The sequence below is a fragment of the Corynebacterium halotolerans genome, assembly GCF_050107895.1.
Classification (GTDB): domain Bacteria; phylum Actinomycetota; class Actinomycetes; order Mycobacteriales; family Mycobacteriaceae; genus Corynebacterium; species Corynebacterium halotolerans_B.
In genome coordinates this window covers 1-14,414 of record NZ_JBNILW010000009.1, presented here as the reverse complement: position 1 = coordinate 14,414, position 14,414 = coordinate 1, and the positions used below count along the sequence as shown (strand labels likewise).

At 65.8% G+C, this 14,414-nt stretch carries 12 protein-coding genes, 1 tRNA gene and 1 other RNA gene; 9 read left to right on the top strand and 5 right to left on the bottom strand.

Annotated features, from left to right (window positions below; all coding sequences use genetic code 11):
- Positions 1–37 precede the first annotated feature (37 nt).
- Both ACQCVD_RS09945 and ACQCVD_RS09940 read left to right on the top strand, forming a co-directional pair.
- Positions 38–466 carry a DUF3052 domain-containing protein gene (locus tag ACQCVD_RS09945; RefSeq protein ID WP_426823606.1) on the top strand — a complete coding sequence of 143 codons (429 nt, stop codon included), beginning with the start codon at positions 38–40 and terminating at the stop codon, positions 464–466.
- Between the two features lie 91 nt (positions 467–557).
- A tRNA-Val gene (locus tag ACQCVD_RS09940) sits at positions 558–633 on the top strand.
- Between the two features lie 361 nt (positions 634–994).
- On the opposite strand, the gene ACQCVD_RS09935 is transcribed toward ACQCVD_RS09940, so the two are convergent.
- The 3 genes from ACQCVD_RS09935 to ACQCVD_RS09925 all read right to left on the bottom strand — a co-directional run bounded on the left by ACQCVD_RS09935 (position 995) and on the right by ACQCVD_RS09925 (position 3,439).
- On the bottom strand, positions 995–1,711 hold the full coding sequence (locus ACQCVD_RS09935) for a hypothetical protein (protein ID WP_426823605.1): 717 nt from the start codon (positions 1,709–1,711) through the stop codon (positions 995–997).
- A 114-nt stretch (positions 1,712–1,825) separates the two neighbouring features.
- Positions 1,826–2,863 carry an SURF1 family protein gene (locus ACQCVD_RS09930; protein ID WP_426823604.1) on the bottom strand — a complete coding sequence of 346 codons (1,038 nt, stop codon included), beginning with the start codon at positions 2,861–2,863 and terminating at the stop codon, positions 1,826–1,828.
- Positions 2,864–2,896: 33 nt separating this feature from the next.
- The gene (locus tag ACQCVD_RS09925; RefSeq protein WP_426823603.1) at positions 2,897–3,439 is read right to left on the bottom strand and encodes a low molecular weight protein-tyrosine-phosphatase; all 543 of its coding nucleotides are present in this window, start codon (positions 3,437–3,439) and stop codon (positions 2,897–2,899) included.
- A gap of 339 nt (positions 3,440–3,778) precedes the next feature.
- Here ACQCVD_RS09925 and ACQCVD_RS09920 point away from each other — a divergent pair, with 339 nt between their 5' ends.
- From ACQCVD_RS09920 to ACQCVD_RS09895, 6 genes are all read left to right on the top strand, one after another.
- Positions 3,779–4,918: a Nif3-like dinuclear metal center hexameric protein gene (locus ACQCVD_RS09920; protein WP_426823602.1), complete on the top strand. Its 1,140-nt coding sequence runs from the start codon at positions 3,779–3,781 to the stop codon at positions 4,916–4,918.
- Between the two features lie 53 nt (positions 4,919–4,971).
- Entirely contained in the window at positions 4,972–5,694 is a 723-nt protein-coding gene (locus ACQCVD_RS09915; protein WP_426823601.1) for a zinc ribbon domain-containing protein, read from the top strand.
- Positions 5,695–5,696: 2 nt separating this feature from the next.
- Positions 5,697–6,896 carry a bifunctional RNase H/acid phosphatase gene (locus tag ACQCVD_RS09910; RefSeq protein ID WP_426823704.1) on the top strand — a complete coding sequence of 400 codons (1,200 nt, stop codon included), beginning with the start codon at positions 5,697–5,699 and terminating at the stop codon, positions 6,894–6,896.
- A 63-nt stretch (positions 6,897–6,959) separates the two neighbouring features.
- An RNA gene (gene rnpB / locus ACQCVD_RS09905) (RNase P RNA component class A) lies at positions 6,960–7,363 on the top strand.
- 71 nt (positions 7,364–7,434) lie between these two features.
- A complete protein-coding gene (locus ACQCVD_RS09900; protein ID WP_426823600.1) occupies positions 7,435–8,484 on the top strand; it encodes an alpha/beta fold hydrolase in 1,050 nt (349 codons plus the stop codon).
- A gap of 64 nt (positions 8,485–8,548) precedes the next feature.
- Positions 8,549–9,949, top strand: a complete 1,401-nt coding sequence (locus tag ACQCVD_RS09895) for an RNB domain-containing ribonuclease (RefSeq protein WP_426823599.1) — start codon at positions 8,549–8,551, stop codon at positions 9,947–9,949.
- Positions 9,950–10,255: 306 nt separating this feature from the next.
- Here the strand turns inward: ACQCVD_RS09895 and ACQCVD_RS09890 are convergent, their stop codons facing one another.
- Positions 10,256–11,542 (bottom strand): galactokinase family protein, encoded by a 1,287-nt coding sequence (locus ACQCVD_RS09890; protein ID WP_426823598.1) that lies wholly within the window; start codon positions 11,540–11,542, stop codon positions 10,256–10,258.
- A 215-nt stretch (positions 11,543–11,757) separates the two neighbouring features.
- Between ACQCVD_RS09890 and ACQCVD_RS09885 the strand changes: the two genes are divergently transcribed.
- The gene (locus ACQCVD_RS09885) at positions 11,758–11,976 is read left to right on the top strand and encodes a hypothetical protein (RefSeq protein WP_426823597.1); all 219 of its coding nucleotides are present in this window, start codon (positions 11,758–11,760) and stop codon (positions 11,974–11,976) included.
- Positions 11,977–12,367: 391 nt separating this feature from the next.
- Here the strand turns inward: ACQCVD_RS09885 and ACQCVD_RS09880 are convergent, their stop codons facing one another.
- Positions 12,368–14,164 carry a CHAD domain-containing protein gene (locus tag ACQCVD_RS09880; RefSeq protein WP_426823596.1) on the bottom strand — a complete coding sequence of 599 codons (1,797 nt, stop codon included), beginning with the start codon at positions 14,162–14,164 and terminating at the stop codon, positions 12,368–12,370.
- Positions 14,165–14,414: the final 250 nt, after the last annotated feature.

Genomic DNA, 14,414 nt, shown 5'->3' with positions numbered 1-14,414 from the left:
AGTACCGGGCGCGACAGGAAAGAGGAGGAACATCACAGTGGTGGACGCTCCGGGCACGGTAACCAATGGTGCCCAGGATTACGCACAACGTCTCGGGATCACGTCGGCTGAGGCGGTCCAGGAAGTGGGCTGGGACTCGGACTGCGACAGTGCCATCTCCGAAAGCATCGAGGATGCCCTCGGGGAGGAACTGCTCGACGAGGACACCGACGAGATCTGCGACACCGTCCTGCTGTGGTGGCGCGAAGACGACGGCGACCTGGTCGACGGGCTGGTTGATGCCGTTCGTCCGCTCGCGGAGAACGGCCGCATCTGGCTCCTGACCCCGGGGGCCGGCTCAACCGGGACGATCGAACCCGGCGTCATCGCCGAGTCAGCCCAGCTCGCCGGACTGGTACAGACCAAGGCGGATCGCCTCGGGAATTGGCAGGGCTCCTGCCTGGTCCAACGCGGCACCAAGCGCTGACGGGCCATGCGGTGACCACCCCGGTTTCGGACGGGGCCCACCGCATGGTACTGTTTTTGCTTGTTCACCCCGGAGTTCCGGGGAAACGTGCGCGCCTTTAGCTCAGTTGGAAGAGCAATTGGTTTACACCCAATAGGTCGGCGGTTCGAGCCCGTCAGGGCGCACCAGAACAGAGGGTATTTCCGGGCACTTCGGAAATACCCTCGACTTGTTTCCACGGCACCTGGAATGCGGGGGCACCACGCATTGCCGCTCACCTCGATCGGCAGTTCCGGTCCGAGCTCCACGCGGTCACCTCGGGAATCAGTGGATCAGCCGGGCTGCCCCCGGGGCAGGGACACGCGCCGGTGGACACCAAGGACACCACAGATGCCGGGGCAGTGGTGGCGGGATGTGATGGTCGAACAGGGCCGTCGAATCCGAGACGATCCCCGCCGCCCGACTCTTAGGTGGGGGTGTTTGAGAGCCAGCAGCCGGGGATAAGGACAGCGGCAGGATCCCTTGCCTAGAAGTAGCGGACGGGTGCGATTAACGCTGGTGCGAAGCTCGCCATCGCTCCCGGCGTTTTCTGGCGGCCAGTTCCTCGGCTGCGAGGATCGTGCGGAAGCGCTCGGCCAGATCCTTCGGCACCCAGTAGTTGTGTCCGCTGTCCTCAGCGGTCACGCGGATCATGTCCGCTGGTGTCACCCGCGCGAACATTTCGACGACCACCGCCGGATCCGCCCAGTCCCCCTCCGAAGAAACCCCGTGGGTGTAGCGGGTGCCGTTGCAGGTGTAGTGGAACTCGCCCATGGGATGCCGCTGGAAATCAGGGCCGAAGTGTAGATCGCAGTGGATGTCCTCAAACTGCTCCATCGTGCCGGTGGCCTCCGCCATCTCCCGGAGCATGCGGTCATAGGCATCATTGGAGTCCACGAAGTCGTACTCGAAGACCAGTACCCGGGGAAAGAGCTGCTCTTCTTCGGCGGTCAGATTGAGCAGGGTGGTCAGTCGCTCGGCGGCGAAGGCCTCGATACCACCCAGCCGATCGAAGGGCACATCATCGACGAGGATGTCCCGCTTGGGGGAAAAGCCGAAGGACGAGGCGAGTTCGAGGGCGGCGCCAAGGGCCCGGGCGCGTTCCCGGGGATCTTCCAGGAGATTGTCCACCGGTGTGGGGATCTCGTCGTCCTTGCGCAATTTCGCTGCGGCATCGGCGATTCCGTTGTTCTGATCGCGGTTGAGCAGACGACGCCAGAATCCCATCGGAACTCCCTAGGTAATGGAAGCGTTACAACCGCAACAATACTGGCAACGTCGGGTTTCAGCCACCGCCCGCGACTGACGGCAGCTTCCCGGAGGAACTGCGTCTCCCCGGCCTCAGAACCGCTCCCGGGTGTGGCGGGACCGGCGACTCCAGAAATCGGTGTGCTGGCCACCGTAACGGGCCCGCACATCGCGGGACCTGGCGGACTGGGGAACGGGACCGGCATCGGCTGTCTGCAGCTCGGGGTCTTCGGAGTCATCCGGCGTGGCGTCGTCGGCCACAGCCTGAACAGGGGACGCGGGGCCCGGAGCGGGGCCGGCGGCCGCTTCCGACGCATTCTCGGATTCCTCGAGCTCGGTTTCCTCCGCCCGGACGCGGCGACGTTCGCGGATCTCCGCCCAGATGAAATAGCCGAGCCCGATCGGCGCCATCACACCGAAGGCGATCCACTGGAAGCCATAACTCAGGTGGGAACCACGATCGAGTTTCGGCACCGGCATGGCGCTCAGCTCGCCCGGGGACCCCTCAGAAAGCTGCAGGTAGGATTCTCCCAGGTCCTCGTCCACGGTCTCACCGATCTGCCCGGTGTCGATGCCGTAGACCTGCAGACGTCCCTGATCCACCAGCGGCGGATTGGCGGGAGTGACCTCGTTGAGGCGCGCGTGGCCGACGATGGTCACCTCGTTGCCGGGCGCCGGGGAAATCTCGGGCATCTCATTGCCTGGTTTGAGGACGAAACCGCGGTTGACCAGAATGACGTCGCCATCGGTGGTCTGGAAGGGAGTCAGCCCCTGGTAGGTCGGGGTATTCTCCACTGGCCGGAGCCGGAGCAGTGCTTCCTTGTCCCCCAGATAATGGCCGGTGAGGGTGACGCGGGTCCATTCCTCAGCCTCGTCGACCGCGCCGTTTTCGTCCAGTACCTGCTGGTAGGGCACGGGCTCGGCCTCGAAGGAGGCCTCGATCTGCTCATTGCGCTGGACGATGTCATCGTCCTTGTTCAGCTGCCACGGGGCGAGGAAGGAGAACGCGAAGTAGGAGAAGGCGATGATGACGAGGATTCCCAGCACCCAGCCAGGCTTGAGGAAGACCTTCCAGCTGAACTTCTCCCGCTGGTGGTCCCGGGCGTACCTGCGATCAACCTTGGTGCTCACAACTTCTGAGCCTACCCGGCGAAACCGCGATTCTTAAGTTGCCTTCGAGGTGGTAGCCGGGGAAGGGGCGCCATCGGTGGCCTGCGCCACCTGCTCCTGCAGCCAGGCCACGAGGCCCGGTCGGGCGGCCTCGATCTGCCGGCGGGTCTCGGAAAATCCCTCCGGCCCGCCGTAGTAGGGGTCAGCCACGCTGGCCTCCTCCGGGGACTCCGGGTCGAAGCTGCGCAACAGCCGGATCCGGGTGGCATCCGCCCCGCGGGCGATCAGTTCCGAACGGTGGCCGGTGTCCAGGGCGACCAGGAGATCAGCCGACATGTCGTCCGGGCCGAGCTGGCTGGCCCGGTGCTCACTACCGTCATATCCCGCGCTGCGTAATTCCGCGACCGCCCGCTTGTCCGCACCCTGACCGACGTGCCAGCCACCGATGCCGCAGGAGGACACCCGCACCCTCTCTGTCAGGCCGCTGTCCTCCAGGGCATCGGCGATGATGACCTCCGCCATGGGGGAGCGGCAGATATTGCCGGTGCAGACGAAATCAATGTGGAAACGGCGGTCCTCGTGGTCGGCGTCGATCAAAACTGCTTCCTTTCCGGTCGGGAGGGGCCACTGGCGGTAGGAGGGGAGCCCGGGCTACGGTCCCGAAGTGGCGCTGGGCTCCCGAAGGGCCGGACACAGGATAGCCGAGTACCCGGTGCGGTGCTCAAGCTGCGGTCCCGGTTCCCGCACCTTTCCTGATACCGGATGGCGTGCCCTCGCGCCGCCGTGAACCGTACCTTTGCCGCAGGGCGGGAGCTGTCCACGGCGTCGGCACGCAGCGCGGCTGCACACGGGACCTCGCCGGTGGTCAGGCGCTCTGGCCCGGCTACACTGGCAGGCTGACGGCAGAACCCCGTTGCAGCCCGAGGAAAGGATGCCATGAGCACCACAGTTGCGAAGATCCGCGCGGTGATGGAGCAGGCCTACCCGCCGCACCTGGCCGAGGGCTGGGATCAGGTCGGCCTGATCTGCGGGGACCCTGCGGCCCCGGTCACCAAGGTCGCGTTCGCGTTGGACTGCACCCAGGGCGTGGCGGAACGTGCGGTGGAGCTCGGCGCGCAGCTGCTGATCGTCCACCACCCGCTGTTGCTGCGCGGGGTGCACTCCGTGGCCGCCGACACCCCCAAGGGCAAGGTGCTGCACACGCTGATCACCGGCGGGGTCGCACTTTTCGCCGCCCACACCAACGCCGACTCCGCGCGCCCCGGCGTCAATGACCGGTTGGCGGAGCTGGTGGGGATCACCCCGGGCCGGCCGATCCTGCCCCAACCCGGCGCCAGCCGCGACAAATGGGGCGTCCAGGTGCCCGAGGCAGATGCGGAAGCCCTCAAACAGGCATTGTTCGCCGCGGGAGCCGGCAGCATCGGCAACTACGAGGAATGCGCCTTCGACATCACCGGAACGGGTCAGTTCACCCCGGTGGAGGGCGCGGATCCGACCGACGGCACTGTCGGCGAGAATTACCGGGCTCCCGAACTGCGTGTCGAGTTCGTCGCAGCGCGCCGCGCCCGTGCCGCCATCACTGAGGCCCTGCGCACCAACCACCCGTATGAGGAACCGGCCTTCGACATCCTCGCCATGGAGGAGGACGTTGATCTCGAGCAGGCGACGGGTCTGGGTCGGATCGGTGAACTGCCCGAACCCATGCGTCTGGCGGACTTCGTTCAACAGGTGGCCGACGCCCTTCCCGAAACGGCCTGGGGAGTACGTGCCGCGGGCGATCCGGAGCAGATGGTTCAGCGGGTGGCCGTGTCCTCCGGCTCGGGGGACAGCTTCCTGGACACGGTCACCGGACTGGGGGTCGATGTCTACGTCACCTCCGATCTGCGTCACCATCCGGTGGACGAATATCTGCGGGCCGGTGGCCCGGCGGTGATCGATACCGCCCACTGGGCCAGCGAATTCCCGTGGACCTCGCAGGCGGCCGGAATCGTGGGGGAGCAGACCGGGGTGGAGACCGAGATCATCGACCTGCGCACTGATCCCTGGACCCTGGCGGCCACCCGCACCGGGCGCTGAAGACCTGCCCCTGTATTTTTGACCTTTTTCAACCCCTGACCTTTAGGAGACCTATGAAACTGTCCCGGGAGTCCCAGGCCGTCCTGCTTGAGCTGGCCACCCTCCAGCGCAACCTGGACACCTCAGCCGGTAAGTCGAACGAGCTGCCGGAGCAGCGTGAACTCGATGAGCTGCTCAAGAAACAGCAGCAGATGCGGGATGCCGCAGCCTCGGCCCAGATGGCCGTGGATGACATGGAAAACGAGATCCTGCGGATCCAGGCGGATGAGACCAAGCTGCGCCGCCGCGAAAAGGACGCCCGCAACCAGCTGGGGGCGGCGACCGACCCGGAGACCCGCCGCGATCTGGAGCACGACCGCTATTCGGCGAAGTCGCGCCTGGCTGATCTGATGGCCGAGCTGCAGGAGGCGCACAACGAAATCCACGCGCTGCGCAACAACCGTGACTCCCACGGCGCGCAGGTGGATGAGTTGGCCCGCCAGGTGGAGGCCGCCACCCGCGCCCGCGACGTCGCGGTAGAGGCGTCCACCCACATTCCGGATCCGGCCGCCCATGTGAGGGAACTGCGGGAGCAGCTCGACGAGGCCGCCCTGGCGGAATACGACCGGCAGCGGGAGGAGAACGAGGTCGGTGCCGCCGCCTACAACGGCCGCACCTGCGGAGGGTGCTTCATTGTGCTGCCCCCGGCGGATCGCGCGGCAATCCAGGGCACCCCGGTGGATGAGCTCCCGCAGTGCCCGAACTGCGGGAGCTACCTGATCCGGAAGGCCGGCTGAGTGTGAAGGTCTGTATCGAAGCCGACGGCGGCTCACGGGGAAACCCGGGGATCGCCGGCTCCGGCACGGTGGTGTACACCGCTGACCGCAAGCAGGTGCTGCGACGGATCGCCTGGGTCATGGCGAAATCGACCAACAACGTCGCCGAGTACCAGGGCCTGCTCAACGGCCTGCGGGCGGCGGCTGAGCTCGGCGCCGACGACGTGATCGTCTACATGGACTCCAAGCTCGTGGTGGAGCAGATGTCCGGGCGGTGGAAGATCAAGCACCCGGACATGAAGAAGCTGGCCCTGGCGGCCCGCGACGTCGCGCGGCAGTTCAGCTCGGTGACCTATGAGTGGGTGCCCCGCGCCCAGAACTCCGCCGCCGATGAACTGGCGAACAAGGCCATGGACGCCGCCGCGAAGGGGATGCCGCCCGGCGAACTCGAGTTGCCGGGGAGCCGTTCCCGCCCGACGTCCACCGCCTCGAGCCCCGATGCAGCGGACACCGGTACCGTGGACCGGGCGGCTTCCGAGACCGGGCCTGGGGCGGACCCGGAAGTTCCGGCGGACAGCAACTCCCCCGCCCGCTGGAACGGTGCCACCACGGCGCCCACTCGGCTGATTCTGCTGCGCCACGGTCAGACGGAGATGTCCGCGGCCCGGCAGTACTCGGGGCATTCGGATCCAGAGCTGAGCACGTTGGGGCACCGGCAGGCGGCAGCCGCGGCGACGGCCCTGCGGGAACGCGGCGGTATCGACGTCGTGTTGACCTCACCGCTGCGCCGCGCCCGGGACACCGCCGCAGAGGTGGCCACCCAGTTGGGTTGCGAGGCGGTCACCGTGCCCGGCCTGATCGAGATGGACTTCGGGGCCTGGGACGGGCTGACCTTCGATGAGGCCCGGGAGCGGGACCCGGAGTTGCATGAGCGGTGGCTGCGGGATACCACGGCATCCGCACCAGGTGGGGAATCCCTCCAGAAACTGCACCGCCGGGTCAAGCGGCTGCGTGCCCAGCTGCAGACGGACTACCCGGGACAGAACGTCCTGGTGGTCACGCACCTGACCGTCATCAAGTCCCTGATCCGCCAGGGGCTCGACGCCGGACCGCAGTTGTTCCACCGCCTGTTTCTCGATCTGGCGAGCGTGTCCGTCGTGGAGTTCTATGAAGACGAGCTGGCTAGCGTCCGGTTGGTCAACGACACCGCGCACCTGCGTTGATGACTGCGGATCCGCGCGGTTATCGCAATTCGGTGGTGGGGGAGTATCATCAGAATTCGCGAATGAGCCGGCCGGGTGATCGCGGCCACTGAACCACGGGGCGGACGTCCCCGTAGGCGGGCGGTCGAGGAAAGTCCGGACTCCGCAGAGCACGGTGGTTGTTAACGGCAACCCGGGGTAACCCGCGGGCAAGTGCAACAGAAAGTAGACCGCCTGCGCCTGGCGCAGGTGAGGGTGAAAGGGTGCGGTAAGAGCGCACCAGCGGGCCAGGTGACTGGTTTGGCTGGGTAAACCCCACCGGGAGCAAGGCATCAAGCCGTACCGCGTGCGGTACGGTGGCACGGATGTTCGAGGGCTGCTCGCCCGAGTCCGTAGGTAGCTGCTTGAGGCGGCCAGCGATGGTCGACCCAGATGGATGATCACCGCCCTGACGGGCACAGAATCCGGCTTATAGGCCGGCTCATTCGCGATTTCACCGCCGGTTGCGGTCAACTCCTCTAGACTGTGTTCTGGAACACAGAGTGTGAAGGGGAGTGCCATGTATCAGAACCAGTTCTACACCCCTGAGGTGCAGGGGCCCTATGAGCTCATCAGTATCGGGGAGCTGCGGCTGGAAAACGGTGGGGTGATCCCGGACTGTCGGCTGGCGGTGGCCACGCGGGGTACGCTCAACGACGCCCGCGACAACGCCATCCTGATCACCACCTGGTTCAGCGGTACTCACCAGACCTGGCTGGACAGCTATGTCGGACCGGAACACGCCCTCGACCCGGCGAAGTACTTCATCGTCGTGGTCAACCAGATCGGCAACGGCCTGTCCACTTCTCCGCACAACACCACGGACACCGCAATCGCGATGTCGAAGTTCCCGGAGCTCAGCATCGGGGACGATGTGGTGGCCCAGGAAAGGCTGCTGCGCGAGCACTTCGGCATCGAGAACCTCCACGCGGTGGTGGGCGCCTCCATGGGGGCCGAGCAGACCTATGAATGGATCGTGCGGTTCCCCGAGAAGGTCGGGCGTGCCGCCCCGATAGCCGGCACCGCGAGAACCACACCGCATGATCAGATGTTCACCGAGGCGCTGACGGAGGCGATCACCTCCGATCCCGGCTACCGTGACGGCGAATACGCCGAGAACACCGAGGTGGCAGATGGGTTGCGCCGCCACGCCAGGCTATGGATGCTGCTCGGCCTGTCCACCGAGTTCTGGAAGCGGGAAGCCTGGCGACTGCTCGGTTTCGACAGCCGGGAAGCCGTGGTCAGCGGTTTCTTTGAACCGTTGTTCGCCGGTATGGACCCCAACGCGCTGCGCGTCATGGCGCGCAAATGGCGCAACGGCGACGTTTCCCGCCACACCGGCGGCGACTTGGCCGCCGCGCTCGGCCGGATCACCGCAAGGACCTTTGTCATGCCGATCGACGAGGACATGTTCTTCCCCGTCCGTGATGTCCGGGAGGAGCAGGAGATGATCCCGGGTTCCGAATTGCGGGTGATTGAGGACGTGGCCGGACACTTCGCACTCTTCAACTTCCACGAGACCTACCTGCCCCAGATCGACCGGCATCTGCGGGAGTTGCTCGATTCCTGATCTCCCCGGTGCCACAGTCGGCGGTTTCCGCCCGGTCGGTGCGGGCGTGCCAGAATAGGGCCCCATGAAACTCTATGCAGCTCCCCTGAATTTCCGGGGCATCGCCGAAGAGTTCCACGTGCCCACGGACTTTGCCCCGGCGCTCCACGCAGCAGCGGCGGTAGCCACCGACCGTTTTGCCGCCCAGCGCCGCGACGCCCGCGATCTTCCCCTGGTCACCATCGACCCACCTGGTTCGCAGGATCTGGATCAGGCGGTCGCCGTCTCCCACCGGGACGATGGGGGATTCCGGGTGTACTACGCCATTGCCGACGTGGCCGCCTTCATCACGCCGGGCAGCGAGCTGGAAGCGGAGTCCCTGCGCCGCGGGCAGACGATCTACCTGCCCGATGAGCCGGCCAGGTTGCATCCGCCTGAACTATCGGAAGGGTCGGCGTCGCTGTTGCCGCGCGTCGACCGCCCCGCGGTGCTGTGGTCCATCGACCTCGACACCGCCGGAGAAGTCCGCGACTTCCATGTCGAGCGCGTGCTGGTCCGCAGTCGTGCCCGGCTGGACTATGAGCGGGTGCACGCGGACCTGCAACGGGATCAGGTCCATCCGGCTATCGCCCTGCTCCCGACAGTGGGCCGGCTACGGCAGGCTTCCGCGCTGCGCCGGGCGGCGGTCAACCTCCGGATCCCTGCACAGCGGGTGGAACAGCTCCGCGATGGCCGATTTGAACTGGTCATTGAGCCACGGCACCCGGTCATGGACTTCAACTCGGAGATCTCCCTGCTGACGGGCCAGTGCGCCGGTCAGCTGATGGTCTCTCACGGCACCGGTATCCTCCGCACTCTGCGACCAGCGAACGGGCAGGCGGTGACGCAGTTCCGGGCCGAGGCCCTGGCCCTGGGGTATCACTATCCACCCGGGATGACCCCGGGCGAGTTCCTGCAGACCGTGGACGCCACTGATGCCCGCGGCATGGCGGTGATGCGCGAGGCGCAGAAGCTGTTGCGTGGTTCCGGGTATGCCCGGGTGGAAAACGGCGACAGCGAAGTCCACGCGGGCGTCGGCGGCTATTACTCTCACGTGACGGCGCCGCTGCGACGGCTGGTGGACCGCTTCACCACTGAGATCTGCCTGGCCCTGGCCCACGGCCAACCGGTGCCGGAATGGGCGCTGGGACGGGCGGATGAGGTGGTGGCGTCCATGCGGCGGTCCTCTCAACTGGCCAACAGCGTGGACCGGGCTTGCCTGGACTTGACCGAAGCCACCGTGCTTGCCCCGTGGGTCGGGCACAATTTCGACGCGGTGGTGCTCACCGCCGATCCGGAACGTGACCGGGTCCGCGTGTTCATCTCCGATCCACCAGTGCTCGGCAACTGCCTGGGCCAGCCGCGGCAGGGCACGGAAACCATGGTGTCGTTGATCCGGGCGGATGTACCGGACCGAAAGACCACCTTTGCCTGGCCCGCCGATTAGGCGGGACCCGCAAGGCCAGCAGAACAACTCCAGCGACTCCCGCACGCGAACCGAGGTGCTGTCGATCAGCCAGTGGCGGGGGTGGTGGTCACTGTGGGCCGGCGCCAGACATGTGGGGCCCGTCCCATCATGTCAACGGCGATGCCGGGGGTGACCGGGCCAGCGCGCCGCCCGCGACCATCTCCAACACGGCAGTGTCTGTCCGACCCGGGAGTGGCCGTGGACCAGTTCAGCCCCGGGCTCCAGGAGAGCAGAAGTTGCTGCTGTTTTTCGCCCGTCCCGGAAAACCGGTGCGGGATGGGTCCGTCATTGTTCGGTCCCGGCGGGTTCACCAGTTTCGAGCGGGACGATCTGGAGCCCGTCTGCGCTGAGATCAGCCACGAAGTTGGTTTCCTTATCGTCGGGGACGACCACTATCACCGCGGTCGAGGTGCCTGCGGCGGCACTGCGGGCAGCCAGGGCGCCGCGTTCCAGGCAGAGCTTGGCGAGAGCGGAGTCGACGCCGTGCAGCCCGTAGCTGTGGGACAGGGCTGTCTGTGAGGTCTTGAGCAGAAGCCAGGCGTCCCCGTGCCGGCGCGAACGCAGGACACTGGCCAGCTGCTGAGCCCGTTGTGTCTCCGCCGCGTAGAAACTCAACCACGTGCGGGCCTCCGAGAGGCCGGGAACCCCCTCCGGTCCGTGGACGGAATGAACCGCCGCGAGCCATTCCGCCACGCGCTCGGGAGCGTCCGGTAGCAGCCGGATCGAATCGACGCCGAAGGTGCGTTCGGCCCGGCTGATGAAACTCTGGCGGGCACGGATCTCCTCGGTGAAGTCCTGTCTCTGCGCCGGTTCCGGGGCGAACACCGCGAAAGCCCGCGTCTCCCGTGTGACCGGATGGGGGGCCTGGGTGACTGAACCATCCGCGTAGTCGATGACCGATACGGTGCTGGCCGCGCCGCGCAGGGCAGCGGTGTGCCGGGCGCGCAGCGTCGGATAACGGGAGAAAATGGCGGCTGACTGAGAACACACCTCGGCCAACCGGGTCCGGGCGGGCGCATCATCGGCTTCTCCCGTGGTGTGGTGAAGCGCGAGTGCGAATGCCGTGTCAGTGGAGGCCAGGGCCCCCAGACCGGCCTCTCCGGGGATATCGTTGACAATGGTGACATCGCAGCCCGGCGTGTCGCGGCTCAGCAGCTGACGGTGGATCATGGTCCACAGGATCCCGCCCAGTCGGGCGGCCAGCCCACCGGTCGGTACCGGCGGCGCCATCAGCTTCCCCGACTCGTCTACTCCTGGCTGCTGTTGCGTGGCCCGCTTCGCCACCTCGGACAGAGAGACCGCATCCGCATCGGTGAGCTGTTCCCCACGGGCACTGCGGTGGTGGTGCTGTACGTGAACGGTGTCATCCCCACGAAAACTCAGCGCCACTCCGACGCGCTGAGTGGACAGGGACATGAGGACGACGCCGCCGACGTGGTCGACGTGTTCACCGAGCAGCGACCAGGTGGCGGGGGCGGCAGCGGTGGCCAGTGGAGCCTTTCCCACCTCGGAGGCGTGGGCGGAAGCCGCCCGTTCCAGGGCGGGGGTGTCACTGCCAGGCCAGATCGGCATTCGGGGTTGACTCCTTTGTGGGGTACACGAAACCGGGGGACATCCCCGGCTGAACATATCCACCTTAGCGGCCCCAGCTGAACGTCAGCTGGCAACCGGGTGGCTGGCTCCTGCGCCCTCTCGGCGGCGTCAGGAGCACCCACAACGGGCGTACTCTTGGGGTGAAACTGAAATAGCGCGTCAAACGCCTGAATAGACCAGGAAAGGTAAAAGCCATGAGTACTTCCGAGGATCAGTGGTACTTCGATCTGTCCACCGGCGACGTGTCCCAGGGAAAGCAAGGTAGCTGGGACAACCGGATGGGGCCCTACGCCTCCGAGGCTGAAGCACGTGACGCGCTCAAGGTCGCCCGCGAGCGGAACCAGGCGGCGGATGCGGCCGAGGAGGATGAGGAGGACTGGGGTGTCGCCCCTTCTTGGGAGGGGAAGAAATAGCCCGTCCCACCTACCAGCTGTCAACACTGAATTGTTGCGGGACAGGCTAGGGGGAAGGCAACAGGTGAGCCGGTAGCACCTTCTCCGGCCTTCCCCCCACCCAAAGGCCGGCCGGAGACTACCGCGGAGAAGATGGTGCAAGATCCATAGCAGATCAGCGGACGGTAGAGCGGCACGGCCGCCTGACAGCCCAGCCAACTGCTGCTGATTCGGAACACCGGGGTGCTGGGACGGGATTCGGAGTCGGGGAGCCGCCCCCGGAGGCGCAGCCCGCAACATGGAGCCGGGGTAAAGGGGGCGCTCCTCCCGCTCCCGTCCACCGGCTCCAGCTTGAGGGAGTGGGTAGTGCCGAAGAGACGGGCGCTGGGGTAAGAACAACCCGCGGGTCGGGCTACTTCTTCTTTTTGCCGTGTTTTTTCTTGGACTTGCGGGAATTGGCCAGTCGTTCATAGGCCGCCCGGATGTCTTTGACCCCCGCCGAGTAATCGTCGAGCGCCCGGAGCCCGATCTGCCGCTCACGCTGATAGAGGACGCCATAACCGAAGGTGTCCTCGTGTCGTTTGCGGGCCTGCTGCGCCTTCTTGAGCAGAAAGTCACGGGAGGTGACGGAGTCCTGGAAATCACCGAGACTCGACTGCAGATCCTTGCACGCCTTGTACAACCGCTTCGTCTTCAGTTCCGTGGCGGCACCAACGGCTTCAGCGGAGTAGCGCAGCTTCTTGGCGGCCTTGCGCATGTCATGGAAGTACTCCTCGCGCTGGTGCAGCGTGAGGTCCTTGTTGTCCCAGTTGTCCACGGCCCGGGCGTGCCGTTTCATGAGTTTCCGGTAGGCGCCGTCGAGGTGTTCAGAGAGAATCTCCTCCACATCCCCGGCCGGGGTGAGGGGTGTTTCGGAAATGGTCGGTGACACCGTACCGGGTTCACCAGGGTGCTCATCGGCCTGCTCTCCGGCGTCCACGGCGGTCACCGGGGTGGCGGCTACCGTCGGGGTCTCTTCTGTTTCTTCGCTGGTTGCGCTGTCCTCAGCGTTCTCGTCGTCAGCCGTGCTATCGCTGATCTCATCGATAGCGCCAGACAGCACGGGGGGATTGGCCAGCAAGTTGTCCAGCGAATCCAGGAGAGTCAGGTACCGGTCCGAGTTCAGGGTGGCGACCACGCGGCGGTGGGCGCGCCGGTACTCCTGCCCCATGTCGTCCCGCAGGTGCTCCCGGGTGGCTTCGTCGAGAACACCGGAGTCCTCCGCATCGAGCAGGTCGTGGAAGCGTTCCTCCACGACCTCGGCGTCACGGGCCACACCGAGCATGCCCGCCAGGAGTTTCAGCTCATCTTCGATGCGTTCGAACTCCTCACCGCCCAAGATGCCCTCGAAGGTCTGCATGTGGCTGCGCAACTCGCGGGTGGCCACCCGCATCTGGTGGACAGAGTCCCACTCATCGCGCCGGACACGCGGATCGTATTCGATGAGCTTGTCGCGGTTCGCCTTGAGCGCCTGGATCACGGCGAATGCCGGAGAATCCTCGTCGAGCTCGGCCACCTGCGGTGGCAGTGGCGCCGTATCGATGCTCTCACCCAGTGCCGCCACCAGTTTGGACGGGGATTTCGACACCCGGGCTCCGGCACTGATGAACTGCGAGGTGGCCCCACCCAGGAGTTCCGCTCCGCGCTCATTATTGACTGCCGCTTCGGCCAGCTCAATCTCCCATTCCCGCCAGTGGGTGCGCTCCCCGCCGGGAAGCAGGGACCACGCGGTCACATGATCGTCGCAGAATTCCGCGAGCACGACGTTCTTGTCATCGTGCAACAACGTTTCGGTGCGTTCATTGTCCACCTGGGCGATCGGAATCAACGGATGGCGGCGAACGAGGGCACGGACCTGTTCGAGCAGTTCCAGCGGCACCTGAAATTCACCGTCGATGGGCTCGCCGAGTTCCGCGTGGATCTCGATGCGGCCAGCGCTACCCGGCAACTTGATGTGCCAACCCTCGTCCTTTCCACCGGAGCGTCTCCGGAGGGTGATCTTGGAGCGGGTCAACCGGAGATCCTTCGTGTCATAGTAGATCGCTGAGAGGTTGTGCTGCTTGGCCTGCGCCGTTTCGGTGACCCCGGGAATCTTGGTCAGGTCCGGTCGCGGGGTGGTTTCAGAGACGGCGAACTTGACTTCTACCTCGAGGAAACGGCGAGTGGACATCAGTTATCTTCTCCCAGCGCAACTTTTGTGTGGCTCCTGCCAGATGATTACCTTCAGCCTACCGCCGGTCCCCCGGGGCTGGCCGGTCAAGCGGACATGGGACCTAATCCGGCAGCGTCCCCGCCTAGATGATTGATTCCAGGGAGAGTCGCTGCTCATAAGACAAAGCGAGAGTGTTGAAGAATCGAAGTTGTGGACAACGATCTCAACACTCTCGCAACAGCACTGTACGTCGCCACCGACGACTACC

Excerpts from the sequence above, each read along its gene's own strand:
- ACQCVD_RS09935 (WP_426823605.1), bottom strand. The coding sequence starts at position 1,711 with ATGGGATTCTGGCGTCGTCTGCTCAACCGCGATCAGAACAACGGAATC.
- ACQCVD_RS09920 (WP_426823602.1), top strand. The coding sequence starts at position 3,779 with ATGAGCACCACAGTTGCGAAGATCCGCGCGGTGATGGAGCAGGCCTAC.
- ACQCVD_RS09915 (WP_426823601.1), top strand. The coding sequence starts at position 4,972 with ATGAAACTGTCCCGGGAGTCCCAGGCCGTCCTGCTTGAGCTGGCCACC.
- ACQCVD_RS09900 (WP_426823600.1), top strand. The coding sequence starts at position 7,435 with ATGTATCAGAACCAGTTCTACACCCCTGAGGTGCAGGGGCCCTATGAG.
- ACQCVD_RS09895 (WP_426823599.1), top strand. The coding sequence starts at position 8,549 with ATGAAACTCTATGCAGCTCCCCTGAATTTCCGGGGCATCGCCGAAGAG.
- ACQCVD_RS09890 (WP_426823598.1), bottom strand. The coding sequence starts at position 11,542 with ATGCCGATCTGGCCTGGCAGTGACACCCCCGCCCTGGAACGGGCGGCT.
- ACQCVD_RS09885 (WP_426823597.1), top strand. The coding sequence starts at position 11,758 with ATGAGTACTTCCGAGGATCAGTGGTACTTCGATCTGTCCACCGGCGAC.
- ACQCVD_RS09880 (WP_426823596.1), bottom strand. The coding sequence starts at position 14,164 with ATGTCCACTCGCCGTTTCCTCGAGGTAGAAGTCAAGTTCGCCGTCTCT.